At 50.1% G+C, this 19022-nt stretch carries 21 protein-coding genes; 10 read left to right on the top strand and 11 right to left on the bottom strand.

Features of this window, described 5'->3' with window-relative positions:
* Nucleotides 1-248: 248 nt before the first annotated feature.
* From dprA to N530_RS0104820, 4 genes are all read right to left on the bottom strand, one after another.
* A complete protein-coding gene (gene dprA / locus N530_RS0104835; RefSeq protein ID WP_081773890.1) occupies nucleotides 249-1415 on the bottom strand; it encodes a DNA-processing protein DprA in 1167 nt (388 codons plus the stop codon).
* Between the two features lie 3 nt (nucleotides 1416-1418).
* Nucleotides 1419-2012, bottom strand: coding sequence for a glycerol-3-phosphate 1-O-acyltransferase PlsY (gene plsY / locus N530_RS0104830; RefSeq protein WP_026479787.1), 594 nt, complete (start codon nucleotides 2010-2012; stop codon nucleotides 1419-1421).
* A 71-nt stretch (nucleotides 2013-2083) separates the two neighbouring features.
* The gene (locus N530_RS0104825; protein ID WP_026479786.1) at nucleotides 2084-3388 is read right to left on the bottom strand and encodes a dihydroorotase; all 1305 of its coding nucleotides are present in this window, start codon (nucleotides 3386-3388) and stop codon (nucleotides 2084-2086) included.
* Nucleotides 3385-4347, bottom strand: a complete 963-nt coding sequence (locus N530_RS0104820) for an aspartate carbamoyltransferase catalytic subunit (RefSeq protein WP_026479785.1) — start codon at nucleotides 4345-4347, stop codon at nucleotides 3385-3387. The genes N530_RS0104825 and N530_RS0104820 overlap by 4 nt, the downstream gene beginning before the upstream one ends.
* 210 nt (nucleotides 4348-4557) lie before the next feature.
* On the opposite strand from N530_RS0104820, the gene N530_RS0104815 reads away from it, so the two are divergent.
* Nucleotides 4558-6198, top strand: coding sequence for an acyl-CoA dehydrogenase family protein (locus N530_RS0104815; RefSeq protein ID WP_026479784.1), 1641 nt, complete (start codon nucleotides 4558-4560; stop codon nucleotides 6196-6198).
* Here N530_RS0104815 and N530_RS0104810 read toward each other — a convergent pair.
* Entirely contained in the window at nucleotides 6180-7115 is a 936-nt protein-coding gene (locus N530_RS0104810) for an AEC family transporter (protein WP_026479783.1), read from the bottom strand. The genes N530_RS0104815 and N530_RS0104810 overlap by 19 nt on opposite strands.
* Nucleotides 7116-7264: 149 nt before the next feature.
* Between N530_RS0104810 and N530_RS0104805 the strand changes: the two genes are divergently transcribed.
* The gene (locus N530_RS0104805; RefSeq protein ID WP_026479782.1) at nucleotides 7265-7870 is read left to right on the top strand and encodes a hypothetical protein; all 606 of its coding nucleotides are present in this window, start codon (nucleotides 7265-7267) and stop codon (nucleotides 7868-7870) included.
* Nucleotides 7871-7880: 10 nt separating this feature from the next.
* Nucleotides 7881-8210 (top strand): DUF6105 family protein, encoded by a 330-nt coding sequence (locus tag N530_RS0104800; protein WP_026479781.1) that lies wholly within the window; start codon nucleotides 7881-7883, stop codon nucleotides 8208-8210.
* Here N530_RS0104800 and ruvX read toward each other — a convergent pair.
* Entirely contained in the window at nucleotides 8180-8713 is a 534-nt protein-coding gene (gene ruvX, locus N530_RS0104795; RefSeq protein WP_026479780.1) for a Holliday junction resolvase RuvX, read from the bottom strand. The genes N530_RS0104800 and ruvX overlap by 31 nt on opposite strands.
* 64 nt (nucleotides 8714-8777) lie before the next feature.
* Here ruvX and gatC point away from each other — a divergent pair, with 64 nt between their 5' ends.
* From gatC to N530_RS0104770, 5 genes are all read left to right on the top strand, one after another.
* Nucleotides 8778-9065 (top strand): Asp-tRNA(Asn)/Glu-tRNA(Gln) amidotransferase subunit GatC, encoded by a 288-nt coding sequence (gene gatC, locus N530_RS0104790; RefSeq protein ID WP_018687693.1) that lies wholly within the window; start codon nucleotides 8778-8780, stop codon nucleotides 9063-9065.
* Nucleotides 9066-9111: 46 nt separating this feature from the next.
* The gene (gatA, locus tag N530_RS0104785) at nucleotides 9112-10593 is read left to right on the top strand and encodes an Asp-tRNA(Asn)/Glu-tRNA(Gln) amidotransferase subunit GatA (RefSeq protein ID WP_026479779.1); all 1482 of its coding nucleotides are present in this window, start codon (nucleotides 9112-9114) and stop codon (nucleotides 10591-10593) included.
* A gap of 224 nt (nucleotides 10594-10817) precedes the next feature.
* Entirely contained in the window at nucleotides 10818-12122 is a 1305-nt protein-coding gene (locus N530_RS0104780) for a type VI secretion protein ImpB (protein WP_026479778.1), read from the top strand.
* Nucleotides 12123-12240: 118 nt separating this feature from the next.
* A complete protein-coding gene (gene gatB, locus N530_RS0104775) occupies nucleotides 12241-13740 on the top strand; it encodes an Asp-tRNA(Asn)/Glu-tRNA(Gln) amidotransferase subunit GatB (RefSeq protein WP_026479777.1) in 1500 nt (499 codons plus the stop codon).
* 126 nt (nucleotides 13741-13866) lie between these two features.
* Complete coding sequence (locus tag N530_RS0104770) at nucleotides 13867-14355, top strand: N-acetyltransferase (protein WP_026479776.1); 489 nt, start codon at nucleotides 13867-13869, stop codon at nucleotides 14353-14355.
* A gap of 23 nt (nucleotides 14356-14378) precedes the next feature.
* On the opposite strand, the gene N530_RS0104765 is transcribed toward N530_RS0104770, so the two are convergent.
* Nucleotides 14379-14801, bottom strand: a complete 423-nt coding sequence (locus N530_RS0104765) for a hypothetical protein (protein ID WP_026479775.1) — start codon at nucleotides 14799-14801, stop codon at nucleotides 14379-14381.
* A 231-nt stretch (nucleotides 14802-15032) separates the two neighbouring features.
* Here N530_RS0104765 and N530_RS0104755 point away from each other — a divergent pair, with 231 nt between their 5' ends.
* Together N530_RS0104755 and N530_RS0104750 are read left to right on the top strand one after the other, a co-directional pair.
* A complete protein-coding gene (locus N530_RS0104755) occupies nucleotides 15033-15431 on the top strand; it encodes an NADH:ubiquinone oxidoreductase subunit NDUFA12 (protein WP_026479774.1) in 399 nt (132 codons plus the stop codon).
* A 151-nt stretch (nucleotides 15432-15582) separates the two neighbouring features.
* Complete coding sequence (locus N530_RS0104750) at nucleotides 15583-15954, top strand: DUF2155 domain-containing protein (protein ID WP_371179693.1); 372 nt, start codon at nucleotides 15583-15585, stop codon at nucleotides 15952-15954.
* An 8-nt stretch (nucleotides 15955-15962) separates the two neighbouring features.
* On the opposite strand, the gene aat is transcribed toward N530_RS0104750, so the two are convergent.
* Genes aat through aroQ form a run of 4 tightly spaced genes read right to left on the bottom strand, consistent with a single transcriptional unit; the run spans nucleotide 15963 to nucleotide 18941 of the window.
* The gene (gene aat / locus N530_RS0104745; RefSeq protein ID WP_026479772.1) at nucleotides 15963-16577 is read right to left on the bottom strand and encodes a leucyl/phenylalanyl-tRNA--protein transferase; all 615 of its coding nucleotides are present in this window, start codon (nucleotides 16575-16577) and stop codon (nucleotides 15963-15965) included.
* A 30-nt stretch (nucleotides 16578-16607) separates the two neighbouring features.
* Entirely contained in the window at nucleotides 16608-17951 is a 1344-nt protein-coding gene (accC, locus tag N530_RS0104740; protein WP_026479771.1) for an acetyl-CoA carboxylase biotin carboxylase subunit, read from the bottom strand.
* A gap of 24 nt (nucleotides 17952-17975) precedes the next feature.
* Nucleotides 17976-18446 (bottom strand): acetyl-CoA carboxylase biotin carboxyl carrier protein, encoded by a 471-nt coding sequence (gene accB / locus N530_RS0104735; RefSeq protein WP_018687704.1) that lies wholly within the window; start codon nucleotides 18444-18446, stop codon nucleotides 17976-17978.
* Between the two features lie 33 nt (nucleotides 18447-18479).
* Nucleotides 18480-18941 carry a type II 3-dehydroquinate dehydratase gene (gene aroQ / locus N530_RS17435; protein ID WP_035266406.1) on the bottom strand — a complete coding sequence of 154 codons (462 nt, stop codon included), beginning with the start codon at nucleotides 18939-18941 and terminating at the stop codon, nucleotides 18480-18482.
* Nucleotides 18942-19022: the final 81 nt, after the last annotated feature.

Below are 19022 nucleotides of genomic sequence, written 5' to 3'. Positions count from 1 at the left end.
AACGATATACTATGCCGCGCATGACGTGAGGTCATGATGAGCAGGGTGCACAACGGACTTGATGCAATATGATAGATAAGCTTAACACAGCACGAATGGAACGCATTCGTTATATTCACGCGCTTTTGGGAGAGTTGCGTGCTCTTGCACAAGCTGAACGGTGTGAAATGCTCACTTATATGATCGAGATGGCATATATAGAGAGCAATGATATTGTGCACGGACAGCGGCCCGTTGAAATCAAACCGTCAGCGATCGCCAGTCCCAAGCAAGGAAACTCTATTGGCTGAATGGCGCTCGATCTGGCCTGCTAAATCCAGTTCCAATATAATGAGTGCAACTTGCGCAGGCGCAAACCCGCTATGGGCGATAATATCATCAATACCGGTTGGAGACGGGCTAAGAAGCGACATAATGGTTGTGCGGGCATCATCGCTGGGCGGCAGGGTCATGAACTCTTCTTTTTCAAAAAGTCCTAACTGATTTTGAACAGCATGTTGGCGCGCCTCGCTGACAGGCTTTAATGACTCCAGCACATCATCAGCAGATGTAATAAGCGTTGCACCTTCACGGATGAGCTTATTTGTCCCTTGAGAGCGTGGATCAAGCGGTGAGCCTGGAACTGCAAACACAGTGCGCCCCAATTCATTGGCAAGACGCGCAGAGATGAGAGATCCTGATCTTTGCGCCGCCTCTATAACAATCAACCCCATCGATAATGCAGCGATGACACGGTTGCGGCGCGGAAAATCGCGTGCGCGTGGCTCCCAGCCAAAGGGTTTATCTGTAATGGCACATCCCACACCAGAAGCGATGATGTCTTTTAACAAAGCAATGTTTTCTGGCGGGTAGGGCTGGTCTATGCCGCCGGCCATAGCGGCAACTGTGCCATATTCCAGTGATGCCTCATGCGCTGCACGATCAATACCGCGCGCAAGGCCAGAGACAATCACATGACCAGCTTCACTCAGCGCGCCTGCCAATTGCTGCGCCATTTTGATGCCAACCATTGAAGCGTTGCGTGACCCAACAATAGAGATGGAAGGCCTATTCAGAGCACTGCTATTACCCATGACGGTGATAAGCGGTGGAGCAAGTTCTGTGTAGCGCAATAAATAAGGATAATCTGGTTCGCCAAGCCCGATGATACGCGCACCGAACTTCGTAGTGGCTTCTAGTTCGCGCTCCACATCATCAAGACTGGCAATACGAATAGAACGCTTGCCGCCAGAGCGTGAGGCCATTTCTGGCAGCATTTCAAGGGCCGCACTGGCAGAACCACAATGATTAATCAGGTCGCGGAATGTTGCCGGACCCACATTTTCAGACCGATAAAGCCTCAGCCATGAAAGCCGCTGCCGATCAGAGAGTTCGAACTGTGCAGGCGTAATGTCGCTATGGGTCGGCTGGTTCAAATTTTATCCCTTTTTGCCGATTTTGCTTTCTGTGCCTTTCAGCAGTCTAGAAATATTCTCGCGATGTTTAAAGAATACAATCACGGTCAAAACCACGAATAAATAGCCAAGCGAATAGCGCTCGACCCAGAACAGGCCAGCGGTTGCAGCAACAGAGCCAAGGAGCGCCGCAAGAGAAGAATAGCGCGAGATAAAAGCTGTCAAAAGCCAAATGATCGCGAAAGGTGCCAGCACATGCCATGAGAAGCCAAGCGAAATGCCTGCAAAAGTTGCAACACCTTTGCCGCCTTTGAATTTTAGCCACACGGGATATAAATGCCCCATAAAGGCACCAAAAGCTGCGGCCATTGCTGCGTCCATACCAAACAGTTGGTTGGCCAAAACAACTGCAAATGTGCCTTTTAATGCATCAAGCAGAAGCGTTGCGGCAGCTATTTTTTTATTGCCCATGCGCAGCACATTTGTTGCGCCAATATTGCCAGAGCCAATAGCGCGCACATCACCCATGCCAGCGGCACGTGTGAGCAATAGGCCAAATGGAATTGAGCCGAGCAGATAACCGCCGATAAGTGCTACGAAGATTTCAAACATTGTCATCCAATCTGACGGAGTAATTTCAAAAAATGTATCGACGGGATCCATTCTTATTTAACGCCGTATTGAAAAGCTCAAATGCTATAAACGCAAGTACCTGCAACAAATGTTTTCTGAACGCGCCCCGTTAGGCGTGCATCTTCAAAAGCGGTGTTTTTTGATTTGGACTTAAGATCGGTAGTCTTGAGAAGCCAAGGCTCATCAAGATCAATGATTGCAAAATCAGCGGCCGCGCCTTTGCCAAGCGTGCCAGCTTCAATGCCAAGCCTTTTGGCTGGATTGGTTGACATGGCACCGATTAAGACGGGCAATGAGATCTGCTGCGCATTGACGAGGCGAAGCCCCGCTGCAAGCAGGCTTTCAAGCCCAACAGCACCATCTGCTGCTTCTGCAAAGGGCAGGCGCTTGGTGTCCACATCTTGCGGGTCATGGTCTGATACGATCACATCAATTGTACCATCAGCCAGCGCATTAATCATTGCTTGGCGATCATCTTCTGAACGCAGCGGCGGCGACAATTTGAAGAATGTGCGGTATTCGCCAATATCGTTTTCGTTAAGCGCCAGATGATTGATGGAAATGCCAGCGGTCACATTCAGCCCTTCGGCTTTTGCGGCGCGCATCGCATCAGCGCTCATCGCGCAGGAAATTTTAGCTGCATGATAAGCGCAGCCCGTAAGCCTTGCCAATCGCAAATCGCGCTCAAGCGGCAAAAGCTCGGCTTCGCGCGGCATGCCTGAAAGGCCAAGCCATGAGGCAAATAATCCCTCATTCATCACGCCGTTGCCAGCAAGGTCTGCATCTTGTGTTGTGTGCGAAATCAACGCGCCAAAATCACGCGCATAGGTCATCGCGCGGCGCATAATAGCGGCATTGGCAATTGTTTGACGACCATCGGTAAACATGATCGCGCCTGCATTGCGCAATATGCCCATTTCAGTCATTTCAACGCCATTAAGCCCTTTGGTGATGGCGGCTGACGGCAATATGCGTGTGATTGCCGTCTCGGAAGCCGTGCGGCGGATAAATTCAACCAATTGAACATCGTCGATAATGGGATTTGTATCCGGCATCATGACCAGCGATGTGACACCGCCAGCGGCAGCAGCTTCAGAGGCCGATGCTATGGTTTCGCGGTGTTCGCCGCCAGGCTCACCAATATGCACCCGCATATCAACCAAGCCTGGAATAAGCGTCATGCCGCGCAAATCATGAACTTCAGCGCCTTCAGGCGTTCCTTGATTATTGGCATCAGAGCCAGATGCAACGATCACACCATCTTCAACGATTAATGTGCCCAGTTCATCAATGCCGCGCGATGGATCAACGATGCGTGCATTATTATAGACTTGTGTGCCTGTGGAAAGTGTCACGCTCATGCCGCACCGCCAATATTCTTTGCCGGATCAAGCAGCGCTTCCATGACAGCCATACGCACCGCGACCCCCATTTCGACTTGTTCTTCGATGACAGATTGCGGACCGTCCGCAATTTCAGAGGCTATTTCAACGCCGCGGTTCATAGGGCCGGGGTGCATAACCATTGCATCAGGCTTGGCATAGCTGAGCTTTTCGGCATCAAGGCCAAAATGGCGGAAATATTCGCGTATAGAAGGCACAAAGGCACCGGCCATACGTTCGCGCTGCAAACGAAGCATCATCACAACGTCAGCATCTTTAAGGCCAGTTGCCATGCTGGTGTGAACATCAACGCCCATATGCTCAATACCATTTGGCATGAGGGTAGATGGTCCGACAACACGCACCCGCGCGCCCATCGTATTAAGCAATATAATGTTAGAGCGTGCCACACGGCTGTGAAGAACATCGCCGCAAATCGCAACGGTTAGCCCATCAAAACGCCCCTTGGCGCGGCGAATGGTGAGCGCATCAAGCAATGCTTGTGTTGGATGCTCATGGGCACCATCACCGGCATTGATAACGGCGCATCCGACTTTTTGCGATAGCAATGCTGCAGCGCCTGCCGCTTGATGGCGAATGACCAGAATGTCAGGCCGCATCGCGTTCAGCGTCATCGCCGTGTCAATTAAGGTTTCACCCTTTTTGACCGATGAGGAGGCAACAGACATGTTCATCACATCAGCACCAAGACGTTTGCCCGCAAGCTCAAATGAGGCTTGGGTCCGTGTGGATGCTTCAAAGAAAAGATTGATCTGCGTCAGTCCTCTGAAAACCGACTTTTTCTTTTCGCGCTGACGCGAAAGAGCTACGGCTTCATCGGCGCGGTCGAGCAGACACGCAATATCGGGTACGTTCAAACCGGTTATGCCAAGCAAGTGGCGATGCGGGTAAACGGGAAAGGTCGCTAAATTTGTCATCTTAAAGTGGTCCAATAGGGCCAAAAACATCTGTCTGCAAGGCATAAGAGCAATTGCAGTAAAAGTGTACAACGGTTTTACGTCCGCAATTGCAATAAAGAGAACATCAGAACAATTTTACGGGACTATCGGGTGGGGAAACCGTTCTAAGGTGAACACATCACCATAATTTCGATATATGAATAAGAAAACACGATTCGGATTTCTATTATGGCGACGACAAATCATCACCGTGTAACCAACCAGACACCGCCGCTGTCTGGTTTTAATGCATTTCGCCTCAATCCGCTTTTGTTGCAGATCGCGTCGAGCTCTAATGCTGAGACATTGAAAGATTTTGACCAGATCGGGCGATATTCATTATCGAGCGAAGCCCAAGAACTTGCTGAAATGGCAAACCGCAATGCGCCGCAATTAAAAGCGCATGACCGTTATGGGCGGCGGGTGGATCAAGTGGAATTTCATCCATCTTATCACGCACTTATGCGCCGTTCGATGAGCTATGGCATTGGTAGTTCTGTGTGGGAAGACGCAGCACGTGGCAATAATAATGGCCATTTGAAACGCGCTGTGCGCTTTTTCATGCTTGCAGGCCTCGATACAGGGCACCTTTCAAGCCTTTCCAGCACCAATGGGGCGGTTGCAGCCCTGATGACAGCGCCGCATTTGGCCAAAGAATGGGTGCCGCGCGTTACAACGCGTAAATATGACAGCGCTCACAAGTCACCTGTGGATAAATCCTGCCTGACAATCGGCATGGGCATAACGGAAAAACAGGCCGGTACAGATTTTACAGCGCTCACGACACGCGCCGAAACCGTTGGCAATGGTTTGTTTCGCCTAACGGGCCATAAATGGTTTTTATCATCGCCCATGGCTGATGCTTTTTTGATGCTTGCGCGGACGCCCAACGGCACAAGCTGTTTTTTGGTGCCGCGCTTTCTAGCCGATGATGAGCACAATCATATAAATCTTGTTGGTTTGAAGGATGTGCTAGGCAACAGGTCTGCTGCGACTGCAGAAGCTGAAATCAACGGCTCCATTGCCCAAATGATTGGACGCGACGGTGAGGGCAGCCGCGCGATCCATGAAATGCAAACGTTGATGCGTCTTGATAGCGCGCTTATATCATCGGCGATCATGCATTCATCGTTGAGCGAAGCGGTACATCATGTGCGCCACAGAAAAGTTGGCGGACGTTTGCTCATCGAACAACCGCTCATGCGCGCCGTTTTAACCGATATTGCGCTTGATGTTGCTGCTTCTACAGCGTTGTCGATGCGCCTTGCGCGCGCATTTGATGGTGCACGGTCAAACGACACAGAAGGCGCTTTTGCCCATGTCATGACACCGGTTGTTAAATATCTGACATCTAAAATTGCACCAACCGTTATTGCAGAGGCGATGGAGGCAACGGGCGGCAATGGTTATGTTGAAAGCAGCGTATTGCCGCGTCATTACCGTGAAGCGCCGCACCAATCGGTACTGGAAGGTTCCGGCAACATGATGGCGCTTGAAGTGTGCCGCGTGCTCAAACGAACACCGGAGCTTTTCGATGTCATTTTAAAAGACATTGAGGTAAATCTTGGTGACAGAGCAAGAAATACAAGCAGCGTTTTAAGGGCAGCTTTTGATCTGGCACAGGATGATGAAAGCGCGGCGCGTATTTTGGTTGAACAATTGGCCATTGCCGCTGCAGCGTCTGAACTTTATCGCTTGGAAACAGGCGTGCTTGCGGATGCCTATGCCGATACGCGTTTAGGCGGCAACTGGCGCGCAAGCTACGGCATGCTTGGTAAGCGCTTTGACAATCAAACGATACTGGACGCGCTTTATCCGCCAGTCACATAAGCTGTAAGCGTTAGCACCGCCGGAATTGAGAACAATGAAATCAGCGTCTGCAATGTCGCGGTGACGGCATAGTTTTCTGCATCGCCGCCCATTTGCCGTGCCAAAACATAGCCATTCATCGCCGTTGGAACCGCCGCGCAAAGCGCAAGATATTGAAGCTCAAGGCCTGTAATCCCAAATGCGATTGCAAAGCTAAGCACGATAACGGGAAACAGTGCGAGCTTCATAAATGTAGGCAGTAAAACGGCGGCAGAGGGGCGAAAGACATCGCTCATGCGCAGACCAGCACCAATTGCCAAAAGCCCCATGCCGAGCGCGGCGCGGCTAACCAGTTGAAGCCCGTCCATCATGAAGTCAGGCAACCCGCCAGGAATTAAACGGCACAGCAGCCCAAGTGCAGCGCCGATGATAAGCGGGTTGACCGCAACGCGCTTGAATACGGAAAGAATGTCCGACTGGCTGTCGGTAAACCAAGCAACAACGGCAACGGTTGAAATGTTGATGGGAATAACGATCGCAGCCATCACCAGCGCGACCAAAGCAGCGCCTTCAGGCGGGAACATGTTTTCTGCAACCACAAGCGCTATAAAACCATTCCAGCGCACGCTTGATTGATAGATTGACGAAAAAGTCGGCCCGCCAATGCCGATTCTCTTCACAAATGGCCAAAGAGCCAGCGTTAAAAGGCAAAGTGTGAGCCAAGCCAATCCAAGTGAAGTAATAATTTTTCCAAGTGACAGCCCGCTAAAATCTGCTTCCAATATCATCACAAATAAAAGCGTAGGATAAAGCACATAAAACCCAAGGCGTTCCAAGCCAATCCAAAACTCTTTTGTGAAAACAGGAGCTTGGCGCAGCAAATTGCCAACGAGGATGATAAGAAATATTGGCAGAATGGATTGAATCGTGATGAGCATAGTGGGAGCCTTTCGTCGCTTTATTGAAGCAAATCGAACGGCACTGCAATGAGATATCCACAATTTGAGCAACCGCGTTAACCTTAATGAATGGTTTATATTGCGGGCGCTGGTCTTGCTTGTGATAGTCGCATCACAACGAGGTCCGCATGTATCGATTTTTTTCCATTGCTGTAATGTTGAACTGGCTCGCAGTGCTCTGCGTGCTCGGTATTGTTGGTCTTGGTCTTGAAAATGGATCAGGCGGCATGATCGCAGCACTGAATGAAACACTCAGCGGCGAGCCGGGTTTGCAATTGCAAGCCATGACAGCAAAATTACTCACCAATGCGGCCGTTTTAACCGTGATGGTCGCCGCTGTTTGGGCGCTGCTTGCAATCATTTTCGCTGCACCCAACGGTGTAGAGAACAATCAGCTGGATTTGGTGATTATGCTTTCGATGGGCATCTGCCTTTGCGTGTTTGCCGTCATTCTAGCTTTGGCGGTTTACACAGGTGCAGCGGTTTTAAGCGCAATGGTCTGTATCGCATCCTTTGCCACGATCTTGGCGGGAATCGCACACCGTGTCTTTGTGATTGAGGCCGAAGGGCGCAAAATGTCTGTGCCTGCAAACGAAGGCTTTGGCTTGGCTGGCGCGCGCAATATGCAGCGGCCGAATGCAAACCTCGCCATGACTACAAATATGAGAGCAAATATGACCGCAAATCGGAATAATCGCTTTGTTCCAAAACGTAACTTCCAACCGATGAATTGACGGAAACCTTATGAAATATTTTCTTGGTCTGTGGTTGATACCGATGTCGCTCTTTTGGGCGTGGTTTGGTCTATCTTATTACGACATGAATTTCGGTTTTTCGTTTTTGAGCCGTGACATCCACAATCTTGTCTTTGGCATTTATGCGAATCTCTTAGGCACAGATTATGAGACAATTGTTTCTGGTTTTATCAAAGCCTGTATCTTTGATTCATTCATCATCAGCGCGATTGTTGCTTATCGCAAACGCAAGCAAATCAAAGCTTGGTGGCAGCAGCGTAAATCATCAGATGATAATTATGAGGCAAATCAAGAATCGTCCGTCGTCGCGGCTGAATAAAGCCGGTCCAGCACACCTTGCAAAATGAATGAGGCCGCAGCGGAATCAATCCTCTCGGCCCTTTTTGCGCGGCTAACATCCTGCTCAAGCAATGAGCGTTCGGCAGCAACCGTCGATAGCCGCTCATCCCAAAGCACGACAGGCAAAGGCACATGTTGCATCATATTGCGCGCAAAGGCGCGTGTTGCTTGTGCACGTGGCCCTTCAGAACCATCCATATTAAGCGGCAGGCCCAGCACAACCGCGCCAATGTTTTCAGCCTCTATCAGCGTTTTGATGATCGCCAGATCAGCCATGAACTTTGTGCGTTTGATGACTTTGCGCGGTGATGCAAGCGTCAACCTCGCATCAGAAACCGCCAGACCAATCGTTTTGGTGCCAAGATCAAGGCCAATTATACGTGCCCCACGCGGCAATTGCGCGTTTAGCGTTCCAACGTCGATAATCTCGCCTTTTTGATCGTTCACAGTGTTTCCGTCATTTCTGCTTGGTGAATTGGTCAAACTCATATTGCACCACAAAGCTGCGAGCGCTATAGCGGGCACACACAAAACACCGGAGAATCCAATGTCCGTCGATACCGCTACCGTTAAGCGCGTTGCCAAACTTGCCCGCATTGCCGTCACAGATGATGAGGCAAAAAATCTTGAAAGCGAACTCAACACCATTTTGGGCTTTGTTGAACAGCTTGATGAGGTGGATGTGAGCGATGTGGAGCCGATGGTTTCCGTTGTTGCAATGGATATGAAAAAGCGGATTGATGAAGTCACTGACGGCAGCAAGGCCGCTGACATTGTTGCCAATGCGCCAGCCAGCGACGAAAACTTCTTCCAAGTGCCCAAAGTGGTTGAATAAACCGACCTGCGCCGCACCGAAATATTTGACATAGAAGAACCAATTTATGACCGATCTGACAGCCCTCACGATTGCCGAAGCCCGCGAAAAACTCCGCGCTAAAGAAATAACAGCCGTCGAACTAACCGATGCTTATATTTCTGCCATTGATGCCGCCAATGGCGCGCTCAATGCTTATGTTGCGCTGACACCTGAAAAAGCCCGCGACATGGCAAAAGCATCGGATGCAAAATATGCATCTGGCCAAGCAGGCGCGCTGGAAGGTATTCCGCTCGGCATCAAGGATTTGTTCGGCACATATGATGTGCACACACAGGCTGCATCGCATATTCTCGATGGTTTTAAGCCAAAATATGAATCAACCGTCACGCAGAACCTTTGGGACGATGGCGCGGTGATGCTCGGCAAACTCAATATGGATGAGTTCGCGATGGGCTCTTCCAATGAGACATCTTATTACGGTCCGGTCAAAAACCCGTGGCGTGCGAACGGCTCAGACGTTGATCTGGTGCCAGGTGGCTCGTCAGGTGGTTCGGCCTCTGCAGTTGCTGCACATATTTGCGCTGGCGCAACGGCAACCGATACGGGCGGCTCTATTCGCCAGCCTGCAGCCTTTACAGGCACCGTCGGTATTAAGCCGACTTATGGCCGCTGTTCACGCTGGGGCGTTGCAGCCTTTGCATCCTCGCTCGATCAGGCAGGACCAATCACGCGCGATGTGCGCGATGCGGCAATTATGCTGAAATCCATGGCATCTGTTGATGCTAAAGACACAACCAGCGTTGACTTGCCTGTGCCAGATTATGAAGCAGCGCTTGGCGGCTCTGTGAAGGGCATGAAAATCGGTATTCCAGCTGAATACCGCGTCGATGGTCTCGACCCTGAAATTCAGGCACTTTGGGAGCAGGGCATTCAATGGCTCAAAGATGCAGGCGCAGAAATCGTCAATATTTCGCTGCCTAACACCAAATACGCATTGCCAGCCTATTACATCGTGGCACCGGCCGAAGCATCGTCAAACCTTGCGCGTTATGATGGCGTAAAATACGGCCTGCGTGTACCGGGCAAAGACATTACAGACATGTATGAGCAGACACGTGCTGCCGGATTTGGCGCGGAAGTTAAACGCCGCATTATGATCGGCACCTATGTGCTGTCGGCTGGCTATTACGATGCTTATTATTTGAAAGCGCAAAAAGTGCGCACGCTCATCAAGCGCGATTTTGAAAACGTGTTTGCCGATGGTGTGGACGCGATTTTGACACCAGCTACACCAAGCGCTGCCTTTGGCATTGGCGACAAGGCCATGAAAGCCGATCCGGTGAAAATGTATTTGAACGACGTGTTTACAGTGACTGTGAACATGGCCGGATTGCCGGGCATTGCGGTGCCTGCAGGCCTTTCATCAACGGGTCTGCCGCTCGGCCTTCAGCTTATCGGCAAGCCGTTTGATGAAGAAACTCTGTTCAAAACGGCCCATGTGATTGAACAGGCGGCTGGTAAATTTACGGCGACAAAGTGGTGGTAGTGTAGGCTACTGCCTCAGCCTTCTTCCTAATTCGCATACACACCGCCGTCATCCTAGGCCTTGAGCCTAGGATCCATTCCGTGAAATCAGCGCAGCCGCAAACATTCAGGAATCGGGTCAAGCCCGAGCATGACGCGCTTGTGGGAATTTTCCTAGGAAAATAATCACACGCCCTCTTGCGCCGCACAGGTAAAAGTTCCTATTATGTTCTGGTGAGGTGCGTGATGCGTAAGCCGGAATTTGCCGAAAAATTATATATCGACTTTGACAGTTTTTTTGCCAGCGTCGAGCAGCATTTAAACCCTGAACTGCGCGGACGGCCAGTCGGGGTAATTCCGCTCGATTCGGATTATTCAGGCTGTATTGCGGCCAGCTATGAGGCCAAAAAATTTGGTGTTAAAACCGGAACGTCGATGAAGGATGCGCGCGAAATGTGCCCCGGTATTCGCTTTGTCGTTGCGCGGCACGATATTTATGTGCGGCTGCATCACCGCATTGTGGCGGCGGTGGAAAACTGCGTGCCTGTCAGCAAAACGCGCTCCATTGACGAGATGGTTTGCAATCTCATGCTGTCTGAAAGCCGCGATGCTGCCGGACTTGCCGCCCGCATTAAGCAGCGTGTTGAAGCTGAAATCGGGCAGGGGCTGCCCTGTTCAATTGGCGTTGCGCCCACCGAACTTCTTGCCAAAATCGCCGCTGAAATGAATAAGCCAAACGGCTTTGTCGTGTTTGAACCGGCTGATCTGCCGGGCCGTCTGTTTGAACTGGATTTGCGCGATTTGCCCGGTATTTCATCGGGCATTGAGCGGCGCTTGCATCAATCAGGCATTATGGATGTGAAGCAGCTTTGGGCGCTGGACGCTAAACATATGCGTGCCATATGGGGCAATGTGGAAGGCGAGCGATTCTGGGCGTCCTTGCATGGTTATGAAACCATTCGCGAAGAGACGAAGCGGCGCATGTTTGGCCATGGCCGTATCTTGCCGCGCGATTGGCGCTCGCCGCAGCGTGCTTTCACCTGCGCCCGAATGCTGATGACCAGCGCTGCGCGAAGGCTACGGCGCGAAAATTTCAGAGCGTGTAATTTAAGCTATGGTCTGCGCGGGCTTGAGCGGCAAAAATGGTCCGCTGATATACGTTTTACGGCAGCGCGGGATGATGCAACATTTTTGCATGCGATGCAGGCGCTGCACCGCCGCTTTGAGGCAGAGCGTCCGTTTAATAAAATCAGGTCGGTAAGCGTGACACTGCACGGTCTTGTTGCGCCTGAACATCAGGGCGGCGCGGGGTTCATGGAGGATCTTTTTGATACGCAAAACGACATTAAAACCCATGGGAAATGGGAGGCTGCCAGCGACACAATGGATGCCCTGCGGGATCGCTTCGGCGCAAAGGCGCTGACGCTTGGCCCCGTTGATCAAATGCCGGGCGGCTATGTGGGCGGCAAAATCGCCTTTAACCGAATACCGGATATGCGTGATTTTAACGAAAATATTGAGGAAAGCAGCCGCGCAATCATCCGTTCCTAGCTTTTCGCATGGAAGATAAGCCACAAACCGATAGAAACACTTGTATCGGCATAGCCCTTCGATTATCCAACCCACAGAGTAAAAAGCGACTTTTTCGCAAAGCTTAAATGGAAGACCAATGAACGCTCTTGTAGATACACGCACGACCGAAGCAAAACGCCTGATCCCTGGCGCCACTGGCGACTGGGAATTAATTATCGGTTTGGAAATCCATGCGCAGGTGACATCGCAGTCAAAGCTGTTTTCCGGTTCTTCCACGCAGTTTGGTTCTGAGCCAAATGCCAATGTGTCATTGGTTGACGCAGCAATGCCGGGCATGTTGCCAGTCATCAACGAAGAGTGCGTGGCGCAGGCTGTGCGCACCGGCCTTGGCCTTAAAGCACAGATCAACAAGAAATCGGTTTTTGACCGCAAAAACTATTTTTACCCAGATTTGCCGCAGGGCTATCAGATTTCACAGTTCCAGCAGCCAATCGTTGGCGAAGGCGTTGTGCATATTTCTGTCGGTCCAGACAAAAAAGGTAATTTCGAAGACGTCGAAATCGGCATTGAGCGTTTGCACCTTGAGCAGGATGCGGGCAAATCAATGCACGATCAGCATCCAACCATGTCCTATGTGGATTTGAACCGTTCGGGCGTCGCCCTCATGGAGATCGTGTCGAAACCTGATATGCGCTCGTCTGATGAAGCAAAAGCCTATGTGACGAAAATCCGCCAGATCGTGCGCTACCTTGGCACCTGCGATGGCAATATGGATGAAGGTTCCATGCGCGCAGATGTGAACGTGTCTGTGCGCCGTCCGGGCGAAGATTTCGGCACACGCTGCGAGATCAAAAACGTCAACTCTATCCGCTTTATGGGCCAAGCAATTGAATATGAGGCACGCCGCCAAATCGCCATTTTGGAAGATGGCGGATCGATTGATCAGGAAACACGTCTGTTCGATCCGGTAAAGGGCGAAACACGCTCTATGCGCTCAAAAGAAGAAGCGCATGATTATCGCTATTTCCCAGATCCAGATTTGTTGCCGCTTGAGTTTGACGATGCTTATATCGAAGCGCTGAAAGCAGATTTGCCGGAGTTGCCAGACGAAAAACGTGCGCGCTTTATCGAATCGGGCCTGTCAGCCTATGATGCAAATGTGCTTATTTCAGAAAAAGCGATTGCTGATTATTTTGAAAAAGTGGCAGAAGGCCGCGACACAAAACAGGCTGCAAACTGGGTGATCAATGATCTTCTGGGCGCGCTAAACAAAGCCGGACAGGACATTGTAACAACCACAGTTACGCCGCAGCAGCTCGGCACAATCCTTGATCTCATCAAGGAAGGCACGATCTCAGGTAAAATTGCAAAAGACCTCTTCGAAATCATCTTCGAAGAAGGCGGCGACCCTGCCAAAATCGTTGAAGAGCGGGGCATGAAGCAGGTCACAGACACAGGCGCAATTGAAGCCGCTGTCGATGAAATCATTGCTGCCAACCCTGAAAAAGTTGAGCAAGTTAAAGAAAAGCCGGCACTGGCTGGCTGGTTTGTTGGGCAGGTGATGAAGTCCACCGGCGGTAAGGCCAACCCACAAGCCGTTCAGCAATTGGTTAAATCTAAACTCGGCGTTGAATAATTATGGTTAAGCGCGGTCGCTATTGGGCGGCCGCGCACACTTGTTGATTCCGTTGTAAATTCTGTTACTTGTATAAGCTGTTCAAATCGTGGAATATTGCACGAATACTATAGGAGAACAGTAATTATGTGGGTCCGCTCGGCTTCACAACAAGATTTAGAAATCGTCTCGAACATGCTCACGGAAACGTGGCATGATACATATGATCAGATTTATGGCCGCGAAAAAGTGGCCGAACTCACCTCACAATGGCACTCGGTTTCAGCGCTTAAACAACGCCTGAATAAGCCGCGGTCAGAATTCATTATTTGCGATGATGGCGCCGAAATCGGCGCTATGGCTTATGCCTCACAAATTGATAATGAAACAACCATGCTTCACCAGCTTTATGTGCGTCCATCGACACAAGGGCAGGGTCTCGGTGAAAAACTTCTGATTGAGGTTGAGGCCTGTTTTCCTGATGTACGCAAAATTCGGCTGGAAGTCGAAGAAGCCAATGATCGTGCCATGAAATTTTATGAGCGCAATGGCTTTAAAAAGGTCGGTACATCACCCGACTGCGGCGTTAAAGGCTCCGGCATTCCGGCTGTCATCATGGAAAAAGTTATCTGGTAAATAAAGATTGTGCGCAGATGGGATTAGTTTTCCATCTGCGCCACACCTTGTTCATCGTAGAATTGAACAGGTGAACACTCGATAAGGTAATCGCGCTCATTGCGGTCGCAGATGTGTAGGGCGGTTGCTTGTGCGGCAGCTTTTGAGGGTAGGCCACAGACAACTTCGTGCCAATGCGGGCCTTCGCTGTGTTGAACAAAAATATCAACGCTCCAACCTGCCGGATAACACCAATTCGTTTTGATGCAATCTTCTGCCAATGCGCCTGATTCCATGCATTGCTCGGTGGCTTTGCCAAACGCTTCTTGCATTGTTGCGCCTGTTGCCACACCGCTGCCCTGTTCAGGTGCTTGAACAAAAGCAATGCCGCGCGGGCCATCTTGAGCCATAGCGGGCAGGGCAAACAGAACCGATGAGAGAGTAAGCGCTATGCGTAATCGGATCATTTAGTTTCCTCGCTCGTATACTGTGGTTAATATATACCATCTCAAACGATGGTGAGATTCAATACTTTTGCTGAGTTGGCTTGAGGTGCAAGAAATTTGGCATTCATGCGCGGCCGCGCCGAAATTACACAAGGCCAATTGCCTGAATTTAAGGGTGTATACCCATTGTTGCCTTGCATTTGCAGCAAACCAAAGCCATAAGCGGACATATAACGGAATGTGGATTGACCTATGAAAAATTTCTTTTTGCAGTTCTTCACTTGGTGGAACGGACAGACGCTTGGAACACGCTTGTGGACTTGGCGCACGGGCACCAAAGTTGGCGAAGATGAAATGGGCAATATCTACTATGAAGGCGGCAAGGATGTAGATGGCTACACACGCCGCTGGGTGATCTATGCTGGCGAAGCAGAAGGTTCTGCGGTTGGCTCTGGTTGGCATGGCTGGCTGCATCACCGTGTTGATACACCGCCATCTGAAGAAGATTACAAGCCGCATGCTTGGCAAAAAGAACACCAGCCTAATTTGACGGGCACTGCCGGCGCTTATCGTCCGAAGGGCTCAATGCTTAATCCTGAGCCACGTCCGGAAGTGTCTGGCGATTATGATGCTTGGACACCGGGCAACTAATAGGCCAAAGCGCAAGAATCAGATATTCAGCATTAATTAATTGTTGACCCTGTTTTGGCCATATGTGGCTTATACTGGAAAGAACAGTGTTACTGTTCAAACTATTGTGTGGGCGCCTTTGAAGAACTTTAAGAAAATAATATTCGCTTGTTTGGTCACGGCAGCTTCTGTAATGGGAACGCCCGTTAGTGCCGAAAAAGCAGAAAACTCCATCGCTCAATTTTCCGGTATTGATAAAATTACCGGAAAGATCATTTCATTTGATGTTTATATCGATGAGACAGTTCAATTTGGTGCACTGCAGATAACGCCGCGTGTTTGCTATTCGCGCTCTGCCAACGAAGCACCCGGTTCAAATAGTTTTGTTGAAGTTGACGAAATCACGCTGGAGCGCAAAATCCGCCGTATTTTTACGGGCTGGATGTTTGCCGATAGTCCGGGCTTAAATGCTGTTGAACATGCTGTTTATGATGTGTGGCTTACGGGCTGCAAAAATGAATCAGAAGTTCCAGCGCCAAGCTAGAAAAGCATTTAGTTGAACTCAGCTGTTTCTTCTAAAGCTGCTTCCAGCAAAACCTCATATTCAGCACGCGGTATTTCGATCGTTCCGAACTGCGTAAGGTGCTCATTGGTGAACTGCGTATCAAGCAGTACAAAACCACGTTCTTTTAGCCGCTCAACAAGGTGAACTAGCGCAACTTTGGATGCGTTGGTGCGACGGCTGAACATGCTTTCACCGAAAAATGCACGCCCGAGCGAGACGCCGTACAAGCCGCCGACGAGCTGGTCTTCATACCAAGCCTCAACGGAGTGCGCGTGGCCAATTTCATGTAATTCATTATACAGCATGCGAATAGGATCGTTGATCCATGTTTCTTCGCGGCCAGGTGCAGGTTCTGCACACGCTTTTACAACCGTGTCGAAAGCTTGATTGACCGTAATGTCATAGGTGCCGCGCCGCACCTCTTTTTTCAAGCTGCGCGGAATGTGGAATGCATCAAGTGGCATGACGCCGCGGAATTCCGGTTCCACCCAAAATATGGTTGGATCATCGGCTTTTTCTGCCATAGGAAAAAGGCCTAAAGAATAGGCCTTTAACAGAATTTGCGGGGTAATGAACGTATCGTGTTCATTGCTTCCGGACATGAAATATCTCTCGTTGAAAGAACGTTACTATTATTCTTTCGCGGCTAAATAGTGTTCAAGCCAGTGAATATCATAATCACCATTGGCAATATCAGGACAATCAATCAGTTCTTGAAACAGCGGAACAGTGGTGTTGATACCGTCAATAACGAGTTCATCAAGCGCACGGCGCAAACGCATCATACATTCCAACCGATTACGGCCGTGCACGATCAGTTTTCCGATCAAGCTGTCATAATATGGCGGGATGCTGTATCCGGCATAAACGCCTGAATCAACACGGATACCAAGGCCACCAGGTGCATGATAATGCGTAATTTTTCCCGGTGAAGGCACAAAGGTCCGGTGATGTTCCGCGTTCAGGCGACATTCAATCGCATGACCATTGAACTTGATTTCATCCTGCGTAACAGAAAGGCCAGCACCAGATGCAACGCGCAATTGCTCATGCACCAGATCGATGCCTGTAATAGCCTCGGTGATTGGGTGCTCAACTTGAAGACGGGTGTTCATTTCAATGAAATAGAATTCGCCGTTCTCATAGAGAAACTCAATTGTACCAGCACCGCGATAGCCAAGTTTGGCAACCGCATTGGCGCAGATCATACCAATTTCATGGCGTTGTTCTGAGTTCAGAGCAGGGGAGTTAGCCTCTTCCCAAACCTTCTGGTGACGGCGCTGTAATGAACAGTCGCGTTCGCCCAAATGAATGGCCTTGCCTTTACCGTCGCCCACAATTTGAACTTCGATATGGCGCGGTTTGCCGAGATATTTCTCGATATAAACTTCCGCATTACCAAACGCAGCTTCTGCCTCGCGGCGTGCTGTGTCGAGTGCGTTAGAAAGTTCGGCTTCGTTTTTAGCAACTTTCATGCCGCGTCCACCGCCGCCGGCAGTCGCTTTGATAATCACAGGAAAGCCAATGTCTTTGGCAATGCGCTTTGCTTCATTCACATCGCTCACACCGCCGTCAGAACCCGGTACAACCGGAATGCCAAGCTTGGCAGCTGTGCGTTTCGCCTCGATCTTGTCGCCCATAATTTTGATATGGTCGGAAGTCGGGCCGATAAATGTAATATTATGCGCTTCCAGAATTTCTGCGAATTTCGCATTTTCTGAAAGAAAGCCATAACCTGGGTGCACAGCATCCGCGCCAGTGATCTCACAGGCAGCAACGATCTGATGAATATTCAGATAGCTGTCACGTGATGGCGGCGGTCCAATGCAAACGCTTTCATCGGCAAGACGAACATGCATCGCCATTTCATCAGCAGTTGAGTGAACAGCGACAGTTGGGATACCAAGCTCACGGCAGGCGCGCAAAATGCGCAATGCAATTTCACCGCGGTTGGCAATAAGAACCTTGTTAAACATATGGTTTGCCTTTGGGCAGAATTATCATTCAATCACGACGAGTGCTTGGCCATATTCGACCGGCTCGCTGTCTGTTACAAGAATAGCAGTAACAGTGCCCGAACGCGGCGAAGGAATTTGGTTCATCACTTTCATCGCTTCAATAATCAGCAATGTGTCACCTTCTTTAACTTTAGTGCCAACAGCAATAAAGTTGTCCGCATCTGGGCTCGGCGCCATATAAGCGGTGCCAACCATTGGAGAAGGGACTTCACTGCCTGATGCAGCTTTTGAGGCAGGGGCGCTATCTGCCGCTGCGGGTGCAGCCACAGGTGCAGGCGCTGCTTGAGCAACCGGTGCGTTTGCGTAGCTAACCATTTGTTGTGCTGGCTCGCGGCTTACACGAATGCGCATTTCACCATGTTCGAATTCAATCTCTGTGAGATCTGTATCGTTCAAAATATTGGCCAGATCGCTGACCAGTTCTTTGTCAAACGCTGATTTTTTCTCTGCCATTTTATCCTCAATATCCACTACTCTGCGGCGTGGTTAAGCTTGTTTTGTCTGTTCTGCAAGTTGCAACTGGTTGGCGATTACACGAATTGCCATCAAATAACCATCCGTGCCGCATCCAGCAATCACACCATTGGCAACCGCTGAAATATATGACACGTGACGAAATTCTTCGCGCGCATGAATATTCGAGATATGAACCTCGATAACATGCGCGTTTGCACTGGTGATCGCATCACGCAGGGCAATCGAAGTATGTGAGTATGCGCCGGGGTTAAAAACGATAGGCGTTCCAGCCTGACCCGCTTCTTGAATACGAGTAACCAGATCACCTTCATGGTTGGATTGATAGCTTTCAACCGCCAAACCAACCTCATTACCAAGGGTCGTACAGGCTGAAATAACATCGTCCAAAGTCTTGGAACCATAAACCCCTGGTTCACGCTTTCCCAGCATGTTCAGGTTAGGTCCATTTAAGATTAGTATTTTAGCGCTCATATTACCTGTCCAACGCAACGAGTAAAAGGCGTAGAACGCCCTTAACCTTGCTGCAAGGCTTGTGCCTGAATTATGGGCAGA

Origin of the sequence: Ahrensia sp. 13_GOM-1096m (genome assembly GCF_000620605.1) — a bacterium.
GTDB classification, from domain to species: domain Bacteria; phylum Pseudomonadota; class Alphaproteobacteria; order Rhizobiales; family Rhizobiaceae; genus Ahrensia; species Ahrensia kielensis.
The sequence above is the reverse complement of the archived record's forward strand: the minus strand, read 5'-3'. Positions and strand labels throughout refer to the sequence as shown.

Excerpts from the sequence above, each read along its gene's own strand:
- N530_RS0104780 (WP_026479778.1), top strand. The coding sequence starts at position 10,818 with ATGCGTAAGCCGGAATTTGCCGAAAAATTATATATCGACTTTGACAGT.
- aroQ (WP_035266406.1), bottom strand. The coding sequence starts at position 18,941 with ATGAGCGCTAAAATACTAATCTTAAATGGACCTAACCTGAACATGCTG.
- accC (WP_026479771.1), bottom strand. The coding sequence starts at position 17,951 with ATGTTTAACAAGGTTCTTATTGCCAACCGCGGTGAAATTGCATTGCGC.
- N530_RS0104805 (WP_026479782.1), top strand. The coding sequence starts at position 7,265 with ATGTATCGATTTTTTTCCATTGCTGTAATGTTGAACTGGCTCGCAGTG.
- gatC (WP_018687693.1), top strand. The coding sequence starts at position 8,778 with ATGTCCGTCGATACCGCTACCGTTAAGCGCGTTGCCAAACTTGCCCGC.
- accB (WP_018687704.1), bottom strand. The coding sequence starts at position 18,446 with ATGGCAGAGAAAAAATCAGCGTTTGACAAAGAACTGGTCAGCGATCTG.
- N530_RS0104825 (WP_026479786.1), bottom strand. The coding sequence starts at position 3,388 with ATGAGCGTGACACTTTCCACAGGCACACAAGTCTATAATAATGCACGC.
- aat (WP_026479772.1), bottom strand. The coding sequence starts at position 16,577 with ATGTCCGGAAGCAATGAACACGATACGTTCATTACCCCGCAAATTCTG.
- N530_RS0104810 (WP_026479783.1), bottom strand. The coding sequence starts at position 7,115 with ATGCTCATCACGATTCAATCCATTCTGCCAATATTTCTTATCATCCTC.
- N530_RS0104770 (WP_026479776.1), top strand. The coding sequence starts at position 13,867 with ATGTGGGTCCGCTCGGCTTCACAACAAGATTTAGAAATCGTCTCGAAC.
- gatA (WP_026479779.1), top strand. The coding sequence starts at position 9,112 with ATGACCGATCTGACAGCCCTCACGATTGCCGAAGCCCGCGAAAAACTC.
- N530_RS0104755 (WP_026479774.1), top strand. The coding sequence starts at position 15,033 with ATGAAAAATTTCTTTTTGCAGTTCTTCACTTGGTGGAACGGACAGACG.
- N530_RS0104765 (WP_026479775.1), bottom strand. The coding sequence starts at position 14,801 with ATGATCCGATTACGCATAGCGCTTACTCTCTCATCGGTTCTGTTTGCC.
- N530_RS0104820 (WP_026479785.1), bottom strand. The coding sequence starts at position 4,347 with ATGACAAATTTAGCGACCTTTCCCGTTTACCCGCATCGCCACTTGCTT.
- plsY (WP_026479787.1), bottom strand. The coding sequence starts at position 2,012 with ATGACAATGTTTGAAATCTTCGTAGCACTTATCGGCGGTTATCTGCTC.
- N530_RS0104800 (WP_026479781.1), top strand. The coding sequence starts at position 7,881 with ATGAAATATTTTCTTGGTCTGTGGTTGATACCGATGTCGCTCTTTTGG.
- N530_RS0104815 (WP_026479784.1), top strand. The coding sequence starts at position 4,558 with ATGGCGACGACAAATCATCACCGTGTAACCAACCAGACACCGCCGCTG.
- gatB (WP_026479777.1), top strand. The coding sequence starts at position 12,241 with ATGAACGCTCTTGTAGATACACGCACGACCGAAGCAAAACGCCTGATC.